16 protein-coding genes are annotated in these 16,525 nt (G+C 58.1%); 7 read left to right on the plus strand and 9 right to left on the minus strand.

Annotated elements, in window-relative coordinates; translation table 11 throughout:
* The first annotated feature begins 61 nt into the window (after positions 1-61).
* From ENN66_05195 to ENN66_05220, 6 genes are all read left to right on the plus strand, one after another.
* Entirely contained in the window at positions 62-340 is a 279-nt protein-coding gene (locus ENN66_05195; GenBank protein ID HDS15995.1) for a lipid A biosynthesis protein, read from the plus strand.
* Positions 337-1,941 (plus strand): phospholipid carrier-dependent glycosyltransferase, encoded by a 1,605-nt coding sequence (locus ENN66_05200; GenBank protein HDS15996.1) that lies wholly within the window; start codon positions 337-339, stop codon positions 1,939-1,941. Before ENN66_05195 ends, ENN66_05200 begins: the two co-directional genes overlap by 4 nt.
* A 65-nt stretch (positions 1,942-2,006) precedes the next feature.
* Positions 2,007-3,713, plus strand: coding sequence for a phosphoethanolamine--lipid A transferase (locus ENN66_05205; protein HDS15997.1), 1,707 nt, complete (start codon positions 2,007-2,009; stop codon positions 3,711-3,713).
* A gap of 98 nt (positions 3,714-3,811) precedes the next feature.
* A complete protein-coding gene (locus ENN66_05210) occupies positions 3,812-5,785 on the plus strand; it encodes an LTA synthase family protein (protein ID HDS15998.1) in 1,974 nt (657 codons plus the stop codon).
* The gene (locus ENN66_05215; GenBank protein ID HDS15999.1) at positions 5,782-6,486 is read left to right on the plus strand and encodes a response regulator transcription factor; all 705 of its coding nucleotides are present in this window, start codon (positions 5,782-5,784) and stop codon (positions 6,484-6,486) included. Before ENN66_05210 ends, ENN66_05215 begins: the two co-directional genes overlap by 4 nt.
* Positions 6,483-7,883 carry a HAMP domain-containing protein gene (locus ENN66_05220; protein ID HDS16000.1) on the plus strand — a complete coding sequence of 467 codons (1,401 nt, stop codon included), beginning with the start codon at positions 6,483-6,485 and terminating at the stop codon, positions 7,881-7,883. Before ENN66_05215 ends, ENN66_05220 begins: the two co-directional genes overlap by 4 nt.
* Positions 7,884-7,902: 19 nt before the next feature.
* Here ENN66_05220 and ENN66_05225 read toward each other — a convergent pair whose 3' ends face one another.
* On the minus strand, positions 7,903-8,253 hold the full coding sequence (locus ENN66_05225; protein ID HDS16001.1) for a diacylglycerol kinase: 351 nt from the start codon (positions 8,251-8,253) through the stop codon (positions 7,903-7,905).
* A gap of 459 nt (positions 8,254-8,712) precedes the next feature.
* Here ENN66_05225 and ENN66_05230 point away from each other — a divergent pair, with 459 nt between their 5' ends.
* Positions 8,713-8,880, plus strand: coding sequence for a 4Fe-4S dicluster domain-containing protein (locus ENN66_05230; GenBank protein ID HDS16002.1), 168 nt, complete (start codon positions 8,713-8,715; stop codon positions 8,878-8,880).
* Positions 8,881-9,149: 269 nt separating this feature from the next.
* Here ENN66_05230 and ENN66_05235 read toward each other — a convergent pair whose 3' ends face one another.
* The 8 genes from ENN66_05235 to ENN66_05270 all read right to left on the minus strand — a co-directional run.
* Complete coding sequence (locus ENN66_05235; GenBank protein HDS16003.1) at positions 9,150-10,322, minus strand: LbtU family siderophore porin; 1,173 nt, start codon at positions 10,320-10,322, stop codon at positions 9,150-9,152.
* Positions 10,323-10,353: 31 nt separating this feature from the next.
* Positions 10,354-11,169: a DUF4198 domain-containing protein gene (locus tag ENN66_05240; protein ID HDS16004.1), complete on the minus strand. Its 816-nt coding sequence runs from the start codon at positions 11,167-11,169 to the stop codon at positions 10,354-10,356.
* Between the two features lie 48 nt (positions 11,170-11,217).
* The gene (locus tag ENN66_05245; protein HDS16005.1) at positions 11,218-11,547 is read right to left on the minus strand and encodes a hypothetical protein; all 330 of its coding nucleotides are present in this window, start codon (positions 11,545-11,547) and stop codon (positions 11,218-11,220) included.
* A 213-nt stretch (positions 11,548-11,760) separates the two neighbouring features.
* Positions 11,761-14,247 (minus strand): ferrous iron transport protein B, encoded by a 2,487-nt coding sequence (gene feoB, locus ENN66_05250; protein ID HDS16006.1) that lies wholly within the window; start codon positions 14,245-14,247, stop codon positions 11,761-11,763.
* Positions 14,244-14,468: a ferrous iron transport protein A gene (locus ENN66_05255; GenBank protein ID HDS16007.1), complete on the minus strand. Its 225-nt coding sequence runs from the start codon at positions 14,466-14,468 to the stop codon at positions 14,244-14,246. Before ENN66_05255 ends, feoB begins: the two co-directional genes overlap by 4 nt.
* A gap of 59 nt (positions 14,469-14,527) precedes the next feature.
* Complete coding sequence (locus ENN66_05260) at positions 14,528-14,743, minus strand: ferrous iron transport protein A (protein ID HDS16008.1); 216 nt, start codon at positions 14,741-14,743, stop codon at positions 14,528-14,530.
* Between the two features lie 253 nt (positions 14,744-14,996).
* Positions 14,997-16,190: a tetratricopeptide repeat protein gene (locus ENN66_05265; protein HDS16009.1), complete on the minus strand. Its 1,194-nt coding sequence runs from the start codon at positions 16,188-16,190 to the stop codon at positions 14,997-14,999.
* Position 16,191: 1 nt separating this feature from the next.
* The coding region (locus tag ENN66_05270; GenBank protein HDS16010.1) for an energy transducer TonB at positions 16,192-16,525 on the minus strand (334 nt) is incomplete at its 5' end.

Below are 16,525 nucleotides of genomic sequence, written 5' to 3' on the forward strand. Positions count from 1 at the left end.
ATCTGATCGGCGTAGCCTGGCTGATGCGGCGCAGTCAGGCGGTGGAAACGGAGGAAGAAGAATGGACGAATCAATGATCTGGGTCGGAATCGGCCTGCTCGGTCAGGCTCTGTTTTCGGCCCGTTTTCTCGTCCAGTGGTTGTTCAGCGAAAAACACCGGCAGAGTATCATTCCCGAATCCTTCTGGTATTTGAGCCTGGGCGGGGGGCTGATTCTGTTCGCCTATGCTCTTTACCGCAAGGATCCGGTCTTCATTCTCGGGCAGAGTTCGGGCTGCCTGATCTATCTGCGCAATATCTATTTCATCCGCAGAAAAAAACCGGAGAGGCCGACCTCATGAAAAGCCGAAGTGTTTGCGGATTGGTCGGCCTCTGGGGTCTGCTGGTAGTGGTCAGCATCGCCTGCCGACCGCCGATTCCGATTGATGAAACCCGCTATCTTTCGGTGGCCTGGGAAATGTGGCGGAGCGGCAATTTCCTGGTCCCCCAGGTCAACGGTCTGCCCTACAGTCACAAGCCGCCCCTGCTTTTCTACCTGATCAACCTCGGCTGGATGCTGTTCGGGGCCAATGCCTTTACCGCCCGGCTGACCGCCCCGCTGTTCGCCCTCTGTAACCTAGGGCTGACCGCCGCTCTGGGCCGCCGCCTCTGGCCGGAAAACCCCCGGGTCGCTGAATTTGCCCCTTTCATCCTCCTGGCCCTGCCCCTGTGGGCGGTAACCAGCACCGTAACCATGTTCGATCAGCTGCTGACCTTTTTTATTCTCCTGGGTCTTATCGGCCTGCTGAAAATAAGCCGGTGGCAGTGGCGCTCGGGCTTGATGCTGCTCGCGATCGCCATCGGCGGCGGCCTCCTGACCAAGGGTCCGGTCGTGCTTTTGCCGCTGCTGCCGACGGCCCTGAGCTTTCCCTGGTGGCGGCCGGCGGCGGCCGCGAAAAAAAAATACTGGTATCCGCTTTTGCTGGCGGCGCTGCTCGCCGGTATCGGCCTGGCCCTGGGCTGGGCCCTGCCCGCCGCCAGAGCCGGAGGCCCGGCCTACGCCGACGCCATTCTCTGGGGCCAGACGGCCGGACGGATAGTCAAATCCTTCGCCCATCAGCGCCCCTGGTGGTGGTACCTGCCCTTGCTCCCGCTCGTACTGCTGCCCTGGACGGTGCTGCTTGTCCGGGGCCCGGAAAAAGGCTGGCGCGGCTTACTTGCGGAACCCGGCCTGCGCTTCTGTCTGGCCTGGCTGCTGCCGGCCTTCATCCTCTTTTCCCTGGTCAGCGGCAAGCAGCTCCACTATCTGGTCCCGCTGCTGCCGGCATTGGCTTTGCTCGGCGCCCGGGCGGCCGACGGCGCCGCCCCTCAAACCCTGCGCTGGTGCCGCATCAGTCTGGGCGGACTTTTTCTGGTCAGCGGGCTGGTACTGGCCGGCAGCGGGCTCCTGCCCTTGGTCAACGAATTTACCGGTCACCGCAACCCGCTCTGGGTCCTGGCTCTGATATTTTCAGGTCTTCTGGCTTGCGGATTAAAACCGGAGAAGCCCGCGACCACGATTACCGGAATCAGCGCCGCCGTAGTCGGCTGGATTCTGCTGCTGCAGTTCATCGCCGCCGGCAGCCTGGCCGGCACTTTCGACCTCGGACCCATGGCTTTGAAAATCGCCGAGCTGCAACGGCAAGGACATCAGGTCGCCATCTATCCGGCCAGATTCGCCAACCAGTTCCATTTCCCCGGCCGACTGCGCCAACCCCTGATCACTCTGGATGAGATTCACGAAGTCGGCCCCTGGCTGGCGGCCCATCCGAAGGCCTACATCGTCACCTTCCGCCGGAATCTGTCCCCCGATAACGACAGCGGGCCGCCTGAGCTGACCCTGGAGAGCGGCAAAAGACGAATCAGCCTGTGGTCGGCCACAGCCTTGCAACCCCTGCTGCCGCCCCCGCTGACGACAGAATAATTATCCTTTAAAAATACAGTTTTTTATTTTCATGGCAGGCAAACGACGGCAAGGCACTGAAACTCATGTTGCACTCACAAAAAAATCAGCCCCACCCCGACCGGCTCGCCGGGACCGACATCGAAGCGGAAAAGAACTGGCGGCAACGGCTCTTCCGGCTTGGCGCCGGGCGGGGCCCGACGCTGCTGCTGGCCCTGCTTTTCGCCACGGTTTACAATTTCCCCTTCTGGCGAAAGCTGCTGCGGCTGCCGGACATCTCCCTGAGCGCCAACGCCGGTTTTCTGGCCGCAACCCTGGTCATCTTAGTCGGGGTTTTCTTTTTCTTTCTGACCCTTACGGCCTATCCCTATCTCCAGAAAAGCCTGGCCGTGATCCTGCTGCTGCTGATGGGGCCGATTCTCTATTTCTCCTCGCATTACGGCGTCATTATCGATCACAACATGATCAGCAACCTGCTCGAAACCGATACCCGCGAAGCCGCCGAACTTTTGAGCCCGGCCTTTCTCGGGCATCTCCTGCTGTTGGTTATCCTGCCGGCGGCGCTGCTAATCCGCCGGCGGCAAACCTGGGCCCCGACCCTGCGCCAGACCGGCGCCAACCTGCTCTGCGCCCTGCTGACCCTGATGGTTATCGGCGGCACCCTGTTTGCCGCCTACGACGACTTCGCCCTGATCGGCCGCAGTCACCGTTTCCTCCGCCTCTTCTTAAACCCCAGCTACGCCCTCTATTCGGTGGAAAAATATTACCGGGTCAATCATCTTGTCAAAAGGCCGCCGCAACCGCTGGCTGAAGACGCGCGGATCAGTCCTGCCAGCGGCCGGCGGAAAAAGCTTCTCGGGGTTTTCGTAGTCGGCGAATCGGCTCGGGCCGCGAATTTTTCCTTAAACGGCTACCAGCGTGAAACCAACCCCCGACTTAAACAGGAAAACATCATCAGCTTCACCCAGGCCTACGCCTGCGGCACCTCGACCGCCGAGGCTCTGCCCGGCATGTTCTCACATCTGCCCCGCAAGGACTATTCGGTCAAAAAGGCGGCGGCTTACGAAAACGTGCTTGATATTTTACAGCGCCTCGGCGTGGCGGTGCTCTGGCGCGACAACAACTCCAGCGCCAAAGGCGTGGCCGAACGAATCTTCTACGAGAAGCTGAGCCTCCGGGATCTGCCAAAGGCGCGGGCAGCCTCATTAAGTCAGCGGGGCGAGATCTTCGACGAAGCCCTGCTGCTCAACCTGGATGAATTTCTGGCGGCCCATGCCGACCGCGATCTGCTCATCGTGTTACACCAGAAAGGCAGCCATGGCCCGGCCTACCATAAACGCCGGCCGCCGGCTTTTGCCCGATTCCAGCCCGAATACCAGGGTGAAGACGTGCATAACGCCAGCCGTGAAGAACTGATCAACGCCTATGACAACACCATTCTCTATACCGATTTTTTTCTCGCCCGGCTGCTCGACTGGCTCAAAAACAACAGCGCCGAGCGGAACAGCTTTATGATCTACATGTCGGATCACGGCGAGTCTCTGGGGGAAAACGGCATTTACCTGCACAGTCTGCCCTGGTTCATGGCCCCGGATGAACAGATACATATCGGTGCTATCGCTTGGTTTTCCCCGGGTTTCGGCGAAGACCGGGGCTTTGATCCGGCCGCACTGCGGGCTCGACGCGACCAGGCGGTTTCCCATGATTTCATTTTTCACACCCTGCTGGGTCTTTACAAGGTTGAGAGCAAGATCTATAATCCGGAGCTTGACCTGCTGAAACTGGCTGAATAGCGACACTTCAGACCGCTATCGCGGCCACACATATGTGAAAGTTACCAGCTGTTACTGGCTTACTTGAAAGTAACCAAACAATCAAAGGATAATCCATCATGCTGAAAACAATCGGCCGTTCCTGGCTGCGGGCGGCGCGGCCGCTGCTCCTTTTTTATCTCCTTTTGCTGCTGGTCGCTTTTGTCGGCCGGCTGGTACTGATCGGCCGCTACCACGAGCCGCTGGTCGCCGGCGGGGTCAATTACTGGTTCGCCCTTCTTGTCGGTCTGCGCCTGGACACGATCGCCGCGGCCGCGGCCCTGGCTCTGCCGACTTTGTTCCTGTTTCTTTCTCCGCCCCGTTTCACCCGGGTCAGCGCCCGGCTCTGCGGCTGGTATTTTCTCGTCATCACGCTGATCACGATCTATATGGAAATCGCGACGCCGCCTTTTTTTGCCGAATTCGAGGCTCGGCCCAATGAACTGTTCGTCAATTACCTGCTCTACCCCCGCGAGGTCCTGAGCACGATTTTTTCGACCCAGCTGCTGCCCCTGACCCTGGCCGCCGTCTGTCTCTCGCTGTTTACCTGGCTCTATCGCCGCTGGAGGAAACAGAGCCGCCTTTTCCGACGCGCCCTGGAGGTCGACTACCGTCTGCGCCTCTTCCTTTTTCTGCCCACCGCCCTGATCATTTTTCTCGGCATCCGCTCCTCCTTCGGCCACCGGCCCGCCAATCTCTCCGACGCGACCTTCAGCAATTCCCACATTGCCAACGAGATTGCCAAGAACACCCTGCACGCGGTCGGCTATTCGCTCTATGCCAAGCATAAATTCTCGGTCGACACCAAGCTTTACGGGCGCATGCAGGATGACGAGGCCATCGCCCGGGTGCAGAAACTGCTCGCGATCGACCCGGGAAAACCGGTTCACCCCGACTACCCCTTTCTCCGCCGGGCGCAGAGTCATTTTCCCCGGTCCGAACGGCCCCGCAATCTGGTGGTCATCATTGAGGAAAGCCTGGGGGCTCAGTATGTCGAGGCTCTGGGCGGCCGGCCCGGAATCACCCCCGAGCTCAACCGCCTGGCCCAGGAAGGCATTCTGTTTACGCAACTTTATGCCAGCGGCACCCGCAGCGTCCGCGGCATGGAGGCCATCGTCGCCGGGTTCCCCCCGATTCCCGGCACCAGCGTCCTCAAACGCAACTTAAGCCAGCAGGATTTTTTCTCGCTCGCCCAGGCTTTGAACCCTAAAGGGTATCACAGCAGTTTCATTTACGGTGGGGAAAAGCGTTTCGACAACATGGGCAGCTGGTATTACGGCAATGGTTTTCAGAAAATCATCGATGAACCTTTGTTTGAAAACCCGGTTTATCACGGCATCTGGGGCGTCTGCGACGAGGACCTGGTGGTTCGCGCCGACCAGGAATTCACCCGGCATCACCAGGCCGGTCAGCCTTTTCTCTCGGTGCTGTTTACGACGACCAACCATACCCCTTTCGAATACCCGGAAGGCCGCATCAGCCCGCTGCCCGGCAGCCAACCCGACAGCGAGGAGAACGCGGTCAAATTTGCTGATTTCGCCCTCGGTAAATTCTTCGCCCTGGCCCGCGAGCACGGTTACTATGAAAACACCGTCTTTGTCGTCGTCGCCGATCACAACGTGCGCGTTCGCAGCAGCCCCAACGGCATCATGCCGGTCGACAATTACCGGATTTTCGGCCTGATTTTAGGAGGAAACGTGGAACCTCGGCGCTGCGAACGCCTGGTCAGCCAGATGGACGTCACGGCCACGGCCCTGGATCTGCTGGGCCTCGACCTCGAATCGCCGATTGTCGGCAATTCGATTTTCAACCCGGAGAAGGTTGATTTTGCCCTGATGCAGTTCTACTCGCTCTACGGCTTCTACCGCGGCGAGCGTTTGGCGGTGTTCGAGCCCCGAAGCGCCCCCCGAACCTTCCGCGTCAAGGGCCGGGAACTGCTGCCGCTGCCCCCCGATGAAGAACTCGAACGCGACGGCCTGGCCCTGCTTACCGCCTCCTCCTGGCTCTATCACCAGCGCCGCCACGGCCTGCCGCCGGCGGAGCATAAACCATGAAAATTCTCCTGGTCGAAGACGAGCCCGGCATTTTAACCCAGCTCGAGGAGCTGCTCCGGGAACAGCGCTACCTCGTCGATACAGCCGTCAACGGCGCGGAGGCTCTGGATAAGGTTTTCGCCAATCTCTACGACCTGCTGGTTCTCGACATCATGCTGCCCAAGCTCGACGGCCTCAGCCTGCTCAGGGAAATCCGCCGGGCCGCAATCAGTACTCCAGTGCTGTTTCTCACTGCCCGCGGCGGCATTGAGGACAAGGTCAAAGGGCTCGACTGCGGCGCCGACGACTACCTCGCCAAACCCTTCTCCACGGCCGAGCTGCTGGCCCGCATTCGGGCGCTGCTGCGCCGGCCGGGGCGCGAGGGCAACAGCCTGCTCCAGGTGGGCGACATCAGCCTTGACACGGTCAGCCGTGAAGTCGTAAACGCCGGCCGGCCCCTGGAGCTGACTCCCAAAGAGTTCTCCCTGCTCGAATTCCTGCTTTACAACAAGAACCAGCCGGTATCCCGAATCACCCTGGCCGAGCACGTCTGGGGCGAAGATTTCGACCCCTTCACCATGTCCAACACCATCGACGTCCACATCAAGAATCTGCGCCGCAAGCTCGACCCCGAAAAAAGCGGCCGGGCCCTGATTCAAACGGTTCGCGGCGTCGGCTTCGTCGCCCGGGATACCCCGGGCGACCAGGAAGAGCCGGCATGAAAATCCGCACCCGCATCAGCCTCTGGATCACCGCGGCCGGGGTCCTGGTCAGCCTGTTTTTCTCCCTCTTCGTTTTCCGGGAGATGTTGGAACAGCTCTACCGCCAGCTTGATGATGAAATCAAGACGGCGACCGGCGAGGTCATGCGGCTGTTTGAGAGCAGCAATCAGCCGGAAGAACAGTTTCAGCAGCAGGCCACCGAACTGCTTTTCAACAACCGCCGCTACTGGATCCGGGTTTATGAGGGCGAGAAACTGATCTATGCTTCCCGGCTGGCCCGCCTCATCGACCTACCCATGGCTCCAGAGAGAAAAAAAAGCACGCTCAGAGTTCAGGTTTCCAGCCGCATGATTGATCTGGATCAGGGCGAGAGCGAAAACGTGACCTTCAGAACCCGCCGCACCCGGCTGGCGGCTGCCGGCGACCAACCCGCCCGGCTAATCCAGGTGGCGCTGCCTATGGAAAAACTCGATGAAGAGATCCGCGAAGTCGTCATCTTCATTACCATCGGCCTCTCCCTGTCGACTGTGCTTTTGCTCTTGATCAGTTACCTGCTCGCCGGGCGCATTCTCAAACCCATCAGGCGGATCACCGAACTGGCCCGGGAGATTGACGAACAGGCCCTGACGGCACGGCTGCCGCTCAATCACAATCAGGATGAGCTTTTCGAGCTTTCCCGGGCTTTCAACCAGATGCTCGACCGTCTGCAATACTCCTTCAACCACCAGAAGGAATTTCTCGCCAATGCCGCCCATGAACTGAACACCCCGCTGACCACCATCCGCCTATTTGTCGAACAGGGGATGGAAAACCGGGAACTGCCGGCGGCTTTCCGCCGGCGCCTCGGCGCCCAGCAGCAGACCCTGCAGCGCCTCGGTCGGCTGCTGCGCGATCTGATGTTTCTCTCTCGTCTGGAAATCAAGCAGCAGCTGAAATCTGAAGTTTTCGACCTTGGAGAAATGCTGACCTCGGTCCTGGCCGAATTCGAGCCCCTGATCGATTTAGAGGCGATGTCCCTTAGCCTCGACATCACCCGCCCGGCCCCTTTCCGGGGTGATCCGGACAAACTCCAGCGGCTGTTTATCAACCTGCTCGACAACGCGATCAAGTACTGCCGGCCGCCGGGACACCTCAATGTCCGCCTGAGCCGGGACCGGGACGGCTTTAAACTGCGACTGGCCAACAGCAGCCCCCCGCTGAGCCCGGAAGAGCTGGCCCAACTCTTCGAACAGTTTTACCGGGTGGAAAAATCACGCTCGGCGGCTTCGGGCGGCTTCGGCCTGGGCCTGACCATCGTCCGGGAAATCGTCAACCAGCACCAGGGGGAAGTCAGTATCAACAACCGCAACGATCAAATCGAAGTCCTGGTCCGGCTGCCGGGAAGGTCTTCCGGCTGAGTTGTTCTCAACCCCAGCCTCAGAAAGCCAGCAAGAGCCAGGTCAGGGTGGCGAGGAAAAGGGCGACCATGACCGCGGCCGAGGCGATGTCCTTGGCCCGGCCGGAAAGCTCGTGGTGCTCGGAGCCGATCCGGTCGACCACGGCCTCGACCGCCGAATTGAGCAATTCCGTAATCATAACCAGCAGCCAGCTGCCGATGAGCAGCAGTTTTTCGACCGCGCCCTCCCCCCGCCACAACCCCAGCGGCAGCAACAACAGGAGCAGATAACACTCCTGCCGGAAAGCCTGCTCGTTCCTGAAGGCGGCGGCCAGACCGGCCAGGGAATAGCCGGTCGCCCGCCAAAGGCGGGCGACCGCGGCCTGCTTCATGGCTGGAAAATTCTGTCTATCCATGGGTTTATCTCCGAATAACTGCGGCCGCGGCCCAGGCCAAGCGGTGTTGCCGCGCCGAAAAATTACAATAATTTTACCTTCAAAAAAGCGAATTTCGTATCCAGAACGCAATTTTTGTTCCCGGTTCGCCCTGGCTTCAGGGGGGAGATACCTCAAGCTTGATGAAAAAACCATGAATTTCTCCAAAAAAATTTCGCACCTCAAGTTTTTGGCCACACGATTGCTCACCCCGGTTCTGTTTTCCGAAGCTTTTACTCCGGGCGCGGCCCGGCCCCGCGTCGAAATCTCGATGATGGTCGCGGCTACCATTGAAACAATCCTGCCCTGGCCTCCCGATTGACAGGTTCAAGATTTGATGGTATACTGGCGGTATATTGATGTCATCGTCAAGCGAGCAAGGCGAGTGAACTTCATTTAGCGGAGAGGTGAAAAGATATGTACAAAATCGATCCTGAATTATGCACATCCTGCGGTTCCTGCCAGGAAGAGTGTCCCGAAGATGCCATCATCGAGGGCGAGGACAGTTACATCATCACCGACAAATGCATTGACTGCGGTTCCTGCGCCGAGGTCTGCCCGGTGGATGCCATTTCCCCCGGCTGAAACAAGTCCGCACCACAACCTTTTACGGCCCGGAAACGCCTCTGCCGGCGTTTCCGGGCCGTATTTTATCCGCTCAGAACTTCAGCGCCAACGGTATAGTCACAAGATCGCGGTGCTTCGCCCTTTTGCGTAATCCTCTCGTATTGCAAACGCCATTGACCATCTCACGGCCAGATCAATACCGAAGAGCCGAGTAAACCTTCCTCCGATAGGGTTGCCTGGGCCGGGAGAAAAACGCCGAAGACTTACGGATACCGACCGCTTGCCCGTCAGAATTCCAGGGCCAGCTGCAGGGTTACGGTATCGGCCGTCTTACCGCTGCCGCCGTCGCCGACGCCATAGTCTTCGTCATGCGCGTATTCGAGCGCCAGACCGATTCCCGGGAAAAGTTCAACCCCGACACTACCCAGGTAACGATCCTCGGGCAGCTCCAGAGCCAGGGCCTCATCGGTACCCTGCCAGGCCACCGCGACAAAGGCTTCACGGCCGGCGACCGCAAAGGTGTAACCCAGTTCGACATTCCAGGCTTCGGGCTTGGCGCCCTTGCCCTTGAACTCAAGCTCGTCAACGGCGAAATCATCGTTGGCGGCCAGGTATTCACCGATCAGGGTCAGACCCTGCCAGGAAAATACGGCATGAGCGGTGAAGCCATCGACATAGTCACGGATGGATTCCGGCAGGGCGTCGCCCAAGGTATCGGAATCCGCCAGGTTGTTGATCCAGTCGGCCCCGACATCGAGACTGAAGTTATCGTTTTCAAAGGCATACCCGGTGCTCAAACCGAAACATTTAATCTCGTTATCGTCTTCGGCCTCGTCGATATCACCGTTGAAGGCATAAACGCCGACCCGGAAACCGGCCTGCTCGAAGCCGAGCAGAACCGCGCTTTCGCGGGTTTCCCCGAGTTCCAGAGTCAGAGGATCGGAGATCATATGGCTCTCGAAGTTGCCGAAGGGCACATAGAATTTACCGGCCTGAAGGAAAACCGGAAAATGTTCGGTATTGCCGAGAGTGAGATAGGCTTCGTCCAGATCGACCGGTTCGGTGTCATCCTCTTCCCAGAGCAGGAGAATATGGGCCGAAACATATTTATGCAGATCAATATCAATCCCCAGCTCCACCGTCGCCAAAGTGATATCGCTTTCGTCATTGCCGTCGTAATCCTCGGTAAAACCAACCTCAACCTCAACACAACCGCTGATGGTGACATGTTCGCCAAGCAGCTTAAGACCTCCCGCCAGGGAACTCAATTTCACCTGCTCCTGCCGATTTTCGTCAAGATCCTGCCGCTGACCGCTGAGCTGCTTCTGCAAATCGTTGAGCTGCTGTTCAAGGACCTCCATTTTCTGTTTCAGCTCCTGCGTCTCGGCAGCCAGCGGGGCCACGCCGACAAAAAGCAACAGGACAATTGCCGCAAGGATTAAATATCTATATATTTTCATTAAACAACTCCTGATTCTCTGTGGTCAGACATTAACGACAACGCTCTGCGGTCACGGATTTAACCCAGATCACCGCATCCTGGGAAAGTTCCTTGCCCTGATATTCCTTATCCGGCCCGACTCCGAGCGCACAAAAGCCCCACCAGCCGGCAAAAGGCATGGCAAACGTGAAGGTTCCGCCGGCATCGGCCTTGATCGTCATGGTCACGAAAGCGTCCTGCGGCGCCGTCACCGCCGCTTCGGCGGCAAAACTGTTGGTTGTCATATTCGGCTGATGATTAAGATACTCAACCTCAACTTCGGCGTAAGGCACCGGCTTGCCGGCACCTTTGACCACTCCCTGAAAAAGGTTGCCGGTCCACTGCGCATAAGGTTTGGCCAGGGGAACGATCTCGGCCGGCAGACCCAATTCGGCATCCCAATCGGTCGGAGCGCCGGCAACATTGACCATCATCTTCGTGCATTGCTGAATATAAACATCTTCCGAACCTTCATAATAAGGAGCCGGCACCAGACAAAAAACAAAATCACCCATCCCCTTCAAGCGATAACCAGTCAGTTCATAGGCTTTACCCTGATTGGTCAGGCTTTGCCAGGAAATCGGCGCAAGCTGAGCCAACAGATTCGTACGCTGTTCTTTATGGACCACGAAAAAACGTTCCGGTACCCCCATATCCATCGTATGACCGGCTTCAAACGGATGGGTAAAAACCAACTTCAGATCAATACTCCGCCCTTTCTCAAAAGCACAGTCCGGGGTATAAAGCATCTGAAAATGGGCCTGAGCGGAAACCGTCAGGCAAAAAACAGCCACCAGGGCCGACAGCAGGACAAATGTTCTTTTCATTTTTCGTTCTCCTGAATTTGATTTTTAGACGCCTTTTATGAATCACCGTTACTGACTGATCTCCCCACCGTCGATTTCAACTTCATGACCGGGACCGGCCGAAAACTGAACCCGAAAGGCGGTTTGGGGCCGGGGAAAAGTGAACTCGCTGTCGGCGTTCATCTTCCCTTCAAGCACGACCTTGCCGTCCTTTCCGATTACCCGCATGGCGACTCCGGCAGCCGACGAACCATCCGAGAAACCGCCTTCGCAGGTGATGGTTCCGTCGCCATTATCAAAGCAGGTACAAAGCGGGGTGTGAGCTTCGACCATCGTCGCCAGCGCCAGCGAAATTCCCAAGGCCAGACTCAGCAATTTAATTCTCTTCACGATCTTCATTTTCTTCTCCTTTTTTCTCCTTGTTCGGGGTTACGGGCCAAGACCCGTAAACCAGCATTAAAACTGCTTACCTTTCACCACCGCGAGCGCGAGTCCGCCACCCCGAGGCGGTCTTTCGACACGCAACTAAGCCCCGCAATAGTTTTGAGATCCTAACTTTTTACCAAAAAAGAAAGCCGAACTCCTGCAAGCCGGCCCTCAGAATTCTTTTTTTCAATCGCTACAGGTTTGACCTTCCCGGTCCTTAACCAGGGCCAGGGCCACCGTCACGATAACCGCGAACAGATAGAAAACCGCCATGGCCTGCCAGCCGTTCAGACCCAGAGCCCGGCCTCCGGAAAAAACCAGGATCGAGATCACCACCCCCATGACAATCGGCGCGACCAGGGAAAAAATCATCCATTTCCAGGAATTGGTCTGCAGTTTAATCATGATCATGGTTGCCAGGCAGGGCGGGTAGAGCGCCATGAACAAAATAATCGACAAGGCGTGCAGCGGGGTCATGCTGTTTTCCGTAATCCGCATCCGCTCTTCCAGTTTATCGTCAAGACCGCTTTCCGCGGACGGGGGTTCGTAAAGAGCGCCGAGCGTCGCCACGGCGCTCTCCTTTGCCGCCAGACAACTGAGAAGGGCGACATTGACCCGCCAGTTGAAACCCGCCCAGCGCGTCACCGGTTCCAGGGCGCGGCCGGTCCGACCAAGAAAGCTCCGGTTGATCTTTTCCTGCCGAATTTCCCGGCTCAGACTTTTCCGGGTCGTCAACAGCTTGCGGACTGCGCGATTGACCGCCAGTTTTCCAACCTCCTTACCGGGCTTGAGAAACGAGTAATATAGTGGATTTTTAGTCGAAAATTGCCGTTCCACCCCGGCCCTGGCTTCGTCACCGGCGCCCGCGGCGAGACTCGCCTGCTTGTAATCGTTCCAATAATCCAGCAGGGCCATGATCTGGGTGGGCGGCAGCTGTTCGACATAGCCATGCGTTCGGACCACCTGGCCGAACTCGGCCAGGGCCGCCTTTGCCCGCTCCTGGTAAAAGGTCTCCTGCTCGGGAGTCAGACCGGGAAACTGCAGCAGAAGATAAACCACCACGGCCACCGCCGCCACCACCGAGGTAACCTTCTTGACATAGAGCCAGACCCGCTCCCAGGCCCTAAGCAGAACCCCCTTGACGGTCGGCAGATGATAGCGCGGCATTTCCATGACAAAAGGAGTGCTCTCCTTGCCTTGTAACAGGGTCAGGGTCAGAATCTTGGCCACCGGCAGAGCGATAAAAATGGTGACCGTGGAAACAAAAAGAAAGGCGATGGTTTTATGTTCGCCGAAATAAATGCCGATCAGAAGCAGATAAAAGGGGGTTTTGGCCAGACAATTCATATACGGAGAAACCAGGATTGTCGCAAAGCGCGCTTTTTCATCGGCAATCCCTTTGCAGGCCATAACCCCGGGAACACAGCAACCGCCCACGACCACCCCGCTCAGGATCAGCGGCAGAGTCGACTGACCATGCAAACCGAAGCGTCGAAACACCCGATCCAGAATAAAGGCCATGCGCGGCATGTAACCGATATCCTCCAGAATCGCGATCAGGAGAAAAAGAATGAAAAAGACCGGAACATAGTTAAGTAATCCGTTGACACTGTCAACCACCCAGAGAGCCAGTCCGCGCCCGTGCGATTCCTCGATAAAACCGGAAAGCGGCAGCAACGCATCAACCATCTGCCGGAATCTGGCGAGCAGAGGCCAGGTGTAATTAGTGAGATTATAGCCTTGAACAATCGCCAGTTCATACATCAGATAGACGACTCCGACCAGCAGCAGCGGGCCGCAGTAACGATGACAAACAAATTTGTCGATACGATTGGTCCACGACTCGCGACGGGGACCGGCCGCGGCGTGCAGCCCGATTTTTTCAACCTCGACGGCCTGCTCGTGACGCCGCAGAGCGATCTGGCCCTCAGGCGTAATCTCGTGATCTTGTTCAAAAGCGTCCCGCAGCCTTTCGACCTCAATAGCCAGTGCCACCGCCAGAGGATGCAACCTCGCCAACAGATTCAAAGCCTGACTGTCACCCTCCAGCAATTTAACCGCCAGCCAGCGGGGTGAACAAAAGGCGCGCAGGGGCTCAGACTCCGCCAGACTCTTTTCGAGTTCGGCGAGACTGGGCTCAAGCACACCATAATCCAGCCTGAAACTGCCGGCCTGGTCCCCGGGACAGGACAAGGCCGCCAGAATCGTTTCCCGGCCCCGCCCCCCCTTGCCGGCGGCCGCAGCCACGACCGGTACCGTCAGCATCCGGCTGATTGCCTCCAGATCCAGAGCGTCCCCGCGACCTTCGACCACGTCCATCATGTTGAAAACCACCACCAGGGGCAGTCCCATTTCCAATAACTGAAAGGTAAGGTAGAGATTGCGCTTGAGGTTGGCCGCGTCGACCACGTTAATGGTCAGCGCCGGTTTTTCCTCAAGCAGAAAATCGCGCGCCACCCGTTCTTCCAGAGAGTACGAGGTCATGCTGTAGATTCCGGGCAGATCGATCAGCTCGTACTTCCGCCCCTCGACGGAAAAATGACCACTCTTCTTTTCAACCGTCACCCCCGGATAATTGGCCACGAACTGCCGGGTTCCGGTCAGCAGGTTGAAAACCGTGGACTTACCGGTATTGGGCTGTCCCGCCAGGGCCACCGTGATCTTGGCACTCATTGGGGTTCCACCTCGATGCCGGCCGCCTCGACGTGTCGCAACGACAGAAACTGACCGTCAAAAGCCAACTCCAGAGGATCCACCAACGGCGCGTTGCGCAGGACCCGGATTCTGGTTCCCGGAAACAGACCCAGGGCCATCAGGCGCTGTCCGACAACCCCGCGCTCCCTGATTTTCTTAACGACAGCCTCTTCGCCCGGCTTCAATTTATCAAGCGTCATGCACCAAATCCCTTCGTAAAAAATTTATTAGCCATGCCAAACTTTGGGCGCAAAAAAAACTACCCGACCATGATCTTTTCTGCCATGCCACGCCCAAGCATGATACGGTTACCATCAAGGGTCACGATCAGCGGCCCCCGGCCCTCATTGACCAGGACCTTGACTTCCACGCCAGGCACCATGCCCATGGCCGCCAGCCGGGAACGAACCCCCTGACCAGCATCAATATGCAACAATCGCAAAGACTTACCGCAACTCGCCGCCGGCAGCACCATAGACCCTCCAGGATAAAATTCACTTAAATAATCAAACTTAGAAGTAGTTAACTTATAGCATAATGGCGCATTTTATATGCTCAAACAAATTTAGTGTCAAGCTTTTTATCCCTCCGGCTGAGCCAAATATTTTTATTCCGGTCGATGGCCGAAGACAAGCCCGCTCATCCAGCCGCCGGGAAAAACCGCGGCGAAAGATTCAAACGACCTCCCGGCAACCGGGACCAACCCCGAAAGACCAGGCAAAAGCGTCCTATCCATGATCGAGCCAGCGGAGCAGACGGCGCGCCTCTTTCCGGGCGCTTTTGCAGTGTGCGGCCCGGCCCAACAGCTTGCGGGCCAGGTCCTTCTTTTCCAGACGCAGGGCGCAATAGCCCTGTTTCAGATAGGCGTTGCCGTCTTCCGGCTCCAGCCGGGCCAGCTCGGCAAAGGCGGCGAAAGCCTCCTCGTAACGCCCCAGTTCAAAATAAAGTTCCCCCTGGCTGCGCAGCAGAGCGGGGTTGGCGCCCCCCTGGCGTAAGGCCCGCTCGACCGTAGCCAGGGCCAGCTCCGGCTTGAGACCGAGACGATAACTGGTAATCAGCGCCTCGTACAGACATTGATGGGTCGGGGTCTCGATCAGCAAGTCCTCGTACAACTCCGCCGCCCGCAAGGGAATCTTGATCTGCAGGAGCAGGTCGGCCAGCAGCCTTTTCCGCGGTCGCGGCAGGGGCCCGAAGGAGGCCAGAATCTCGAGGTCGGCGGCCGCGGCTTCGTAATGCTGCTGTTGCAGCTCGAGCACGGCCCGCATATACCAGAAAATTTCGCGCCCCTCCAGCCAGGGCCGCCATTTTTCCAGTGACCCGGCGACACGCTTGAACTCCCGACGTTCGCAGCCGAGGGAGACATAGGTTTCGAGCCAGACATCCTTACCCACGCCCCGAGCCTGCGCAAACAGGGTTTCGAGCAGCTCCAGGGCCTGATCCTTGCGCTCGGCATGAATGCAGGCAACCACCGCCGAAAACAACAACTCATGATCCGGCTTGAGGGCATGGGCTTTGAGCAGGGAATCGGCCGCCAGCGTGAAATCTTTCAGATCCCAGGCTATCTTGGCCTGATTCCGCCATAGCCAGGCTTTTTCCGGACACAAGACCAGGGCCTCGCCGTAGGCGGCCAGCGCCTTGCGCGCCTGTTTCCCGGCGTCATAGAGATTGCCGAGATGAGAGTAGATCAGATAATGCTTCTCTTGCGGATAATCGCGGACGAAACCTTCCAACAGGGCCAGAACGGCCTCGTGATCCGGCTGTTTCAGCCCCGTCTCCACCTTATGCAGGAGAATGGCCAGACGCTGACTGACCGGTCCGTCGCAATCGGCCGCAGCCGGCCCGACCCCAATCGGCAACCGGAACAGCGCCACGAGCAAAACCAACCCCAGGTTCCGACCCGACTTGGCGAAAAGCAGCGACATACTATTCCTCCAGATTGAAAACAATTGTCCGGCTCATCCGGGTGACCACCTTATCCCCAAGCAGCTCACCCGGATGAAAACGCCACTGCCGGAGCGCGGTCAACACCGCCTCGTCGAAAACGCCGGGCGGCTCCGATTCAAGAATCCGAATCCGCCCGACGCCGCCGTCGATCCCGACCTCGAATTCAACCTTGACCCGGCCGCTGATATTCAGCCGCTTGGCCCGATAGGGATAGAGCGGCGGGGCCTGATAACTCAACACCGGGACCTGATCGAGATCCTCCAGCCGATAGCTGCCGGCCAAGGGCGTCAACGGGGCCACGCCATAAGCCGTA

The sequence above is a fragment of the Pseudomonadota bacterium genome, from assembly GCA_011049115.1.
Taxonomy (GTDB): domain Bacteria; phylum Desulfobacterota; class Anaeroferrophillalia; order Anaeroferrophillales; family Tharpellaceae; genus DSCM01.

Bases quoted from the DNA above. Each gene is read 5' to 3' on its own strand.
- ENN66_05220 (HDS16000.1), top strand. From the start codon at position 6,483: ATGAAAATCCGCACCCGCATCAGCCTCTGGATCACCGCGGCCGGGGTC.
- ENN66_05235 (HDS16003.1), bottom strand. From the start codon at position 10,322: ATGAAAATATATAGATATTTAATCCTTGCGGCAATTGTCCTGTTGCTT.
- feoB (HDS16006.1), bottom strand. From the start codon at position 14,247: ATGAGTGCCAAGATCACGGTGGCCCTGGCGGGACAGCCCAATACCGGT.
- ENN66_05225 (HDS16001.1), bottom strand. From the start codon at position 8,253: ATGAAGCAGGCCGCGGTCGCCCGCCTTTGGCGGGCGACCGGCTATTCC.
- ENN66_05245 (HDS16005.1), bottom strand. From the start codon at position 11,547: ATGAAGATCGTGAAGAGAATTAAATTGCTGAGTCTGGCCTTGGGAATT.
- ENN66_05205 (HDS15997.1), top strand. From the start codon at position 2,007: ATGTTGCACTCACAAAAAAATCAGCCCCACCCCGACCGGCTCGCCGGG.
- ENN66_05260 (HDS16008.1), bottom strand. From the start codon at position 14,743: ATGGTGCTGCCGGCGGCGAGTTGCGGTAAGTCTTTGCGATTGTTGCAT.
- ENN66_05255 (HDS16007.1), bottom strand. From the start codon at position 14,468: ATGACGCTTGATAAATTGAAGCCGGGCGAAGAGGCTGTCGTTAAGAAA.
- ENN66_05265 (HDS16009.1), bottom strand. From the start codon at position 16,190: ATGTCGCTGCTTTTCGCCAAGTCGGGTCGGAACCTGGGGTTGGTTTTG.
- ENN66_05210 (HDS15998.1), top strand. From the start codon at position 3,812: ATGCTGAAAACAATCGGCCGTTCCTGGCTGCGGGCGGCGCGGCCGCTG.
- ENN66_05240 (HDS16004.1), bottom strand. From the start codon at position 11,169: ATGAAAAGAACATTTGTCCTGCTGTCGGCCCTGGTGGCTGTTTTTTGC.
- ENN66_05195 (HDS15995.1), top strand. From the start codon at position 62: ATGGACGAATCAATGATCTGGGTCGGAATCGGCCTGCTCGGTCAGGCT.
- ENN66_05200 (HDS15996.1), top strand. From the start codon at position 337: ATGAAAAGCCGAAGTGTTTGCGGATTGGTCGGCCTCTGGGGTCTGCTG.
- ENN66_05230 (HDS16002.1), top strand. From the start codon at position 8,713: ATGTACAAAATCGATCCTGAATTATGCACATCCTGCGGTTCCTGCCAG.
- ENN66_05215 (HDS15999.1), top strand. From the start codon at position 5,782: ATGAAAATTCTCCTGGTCGAAGACGAGCCCGGCATTTTAACCCAGCTC.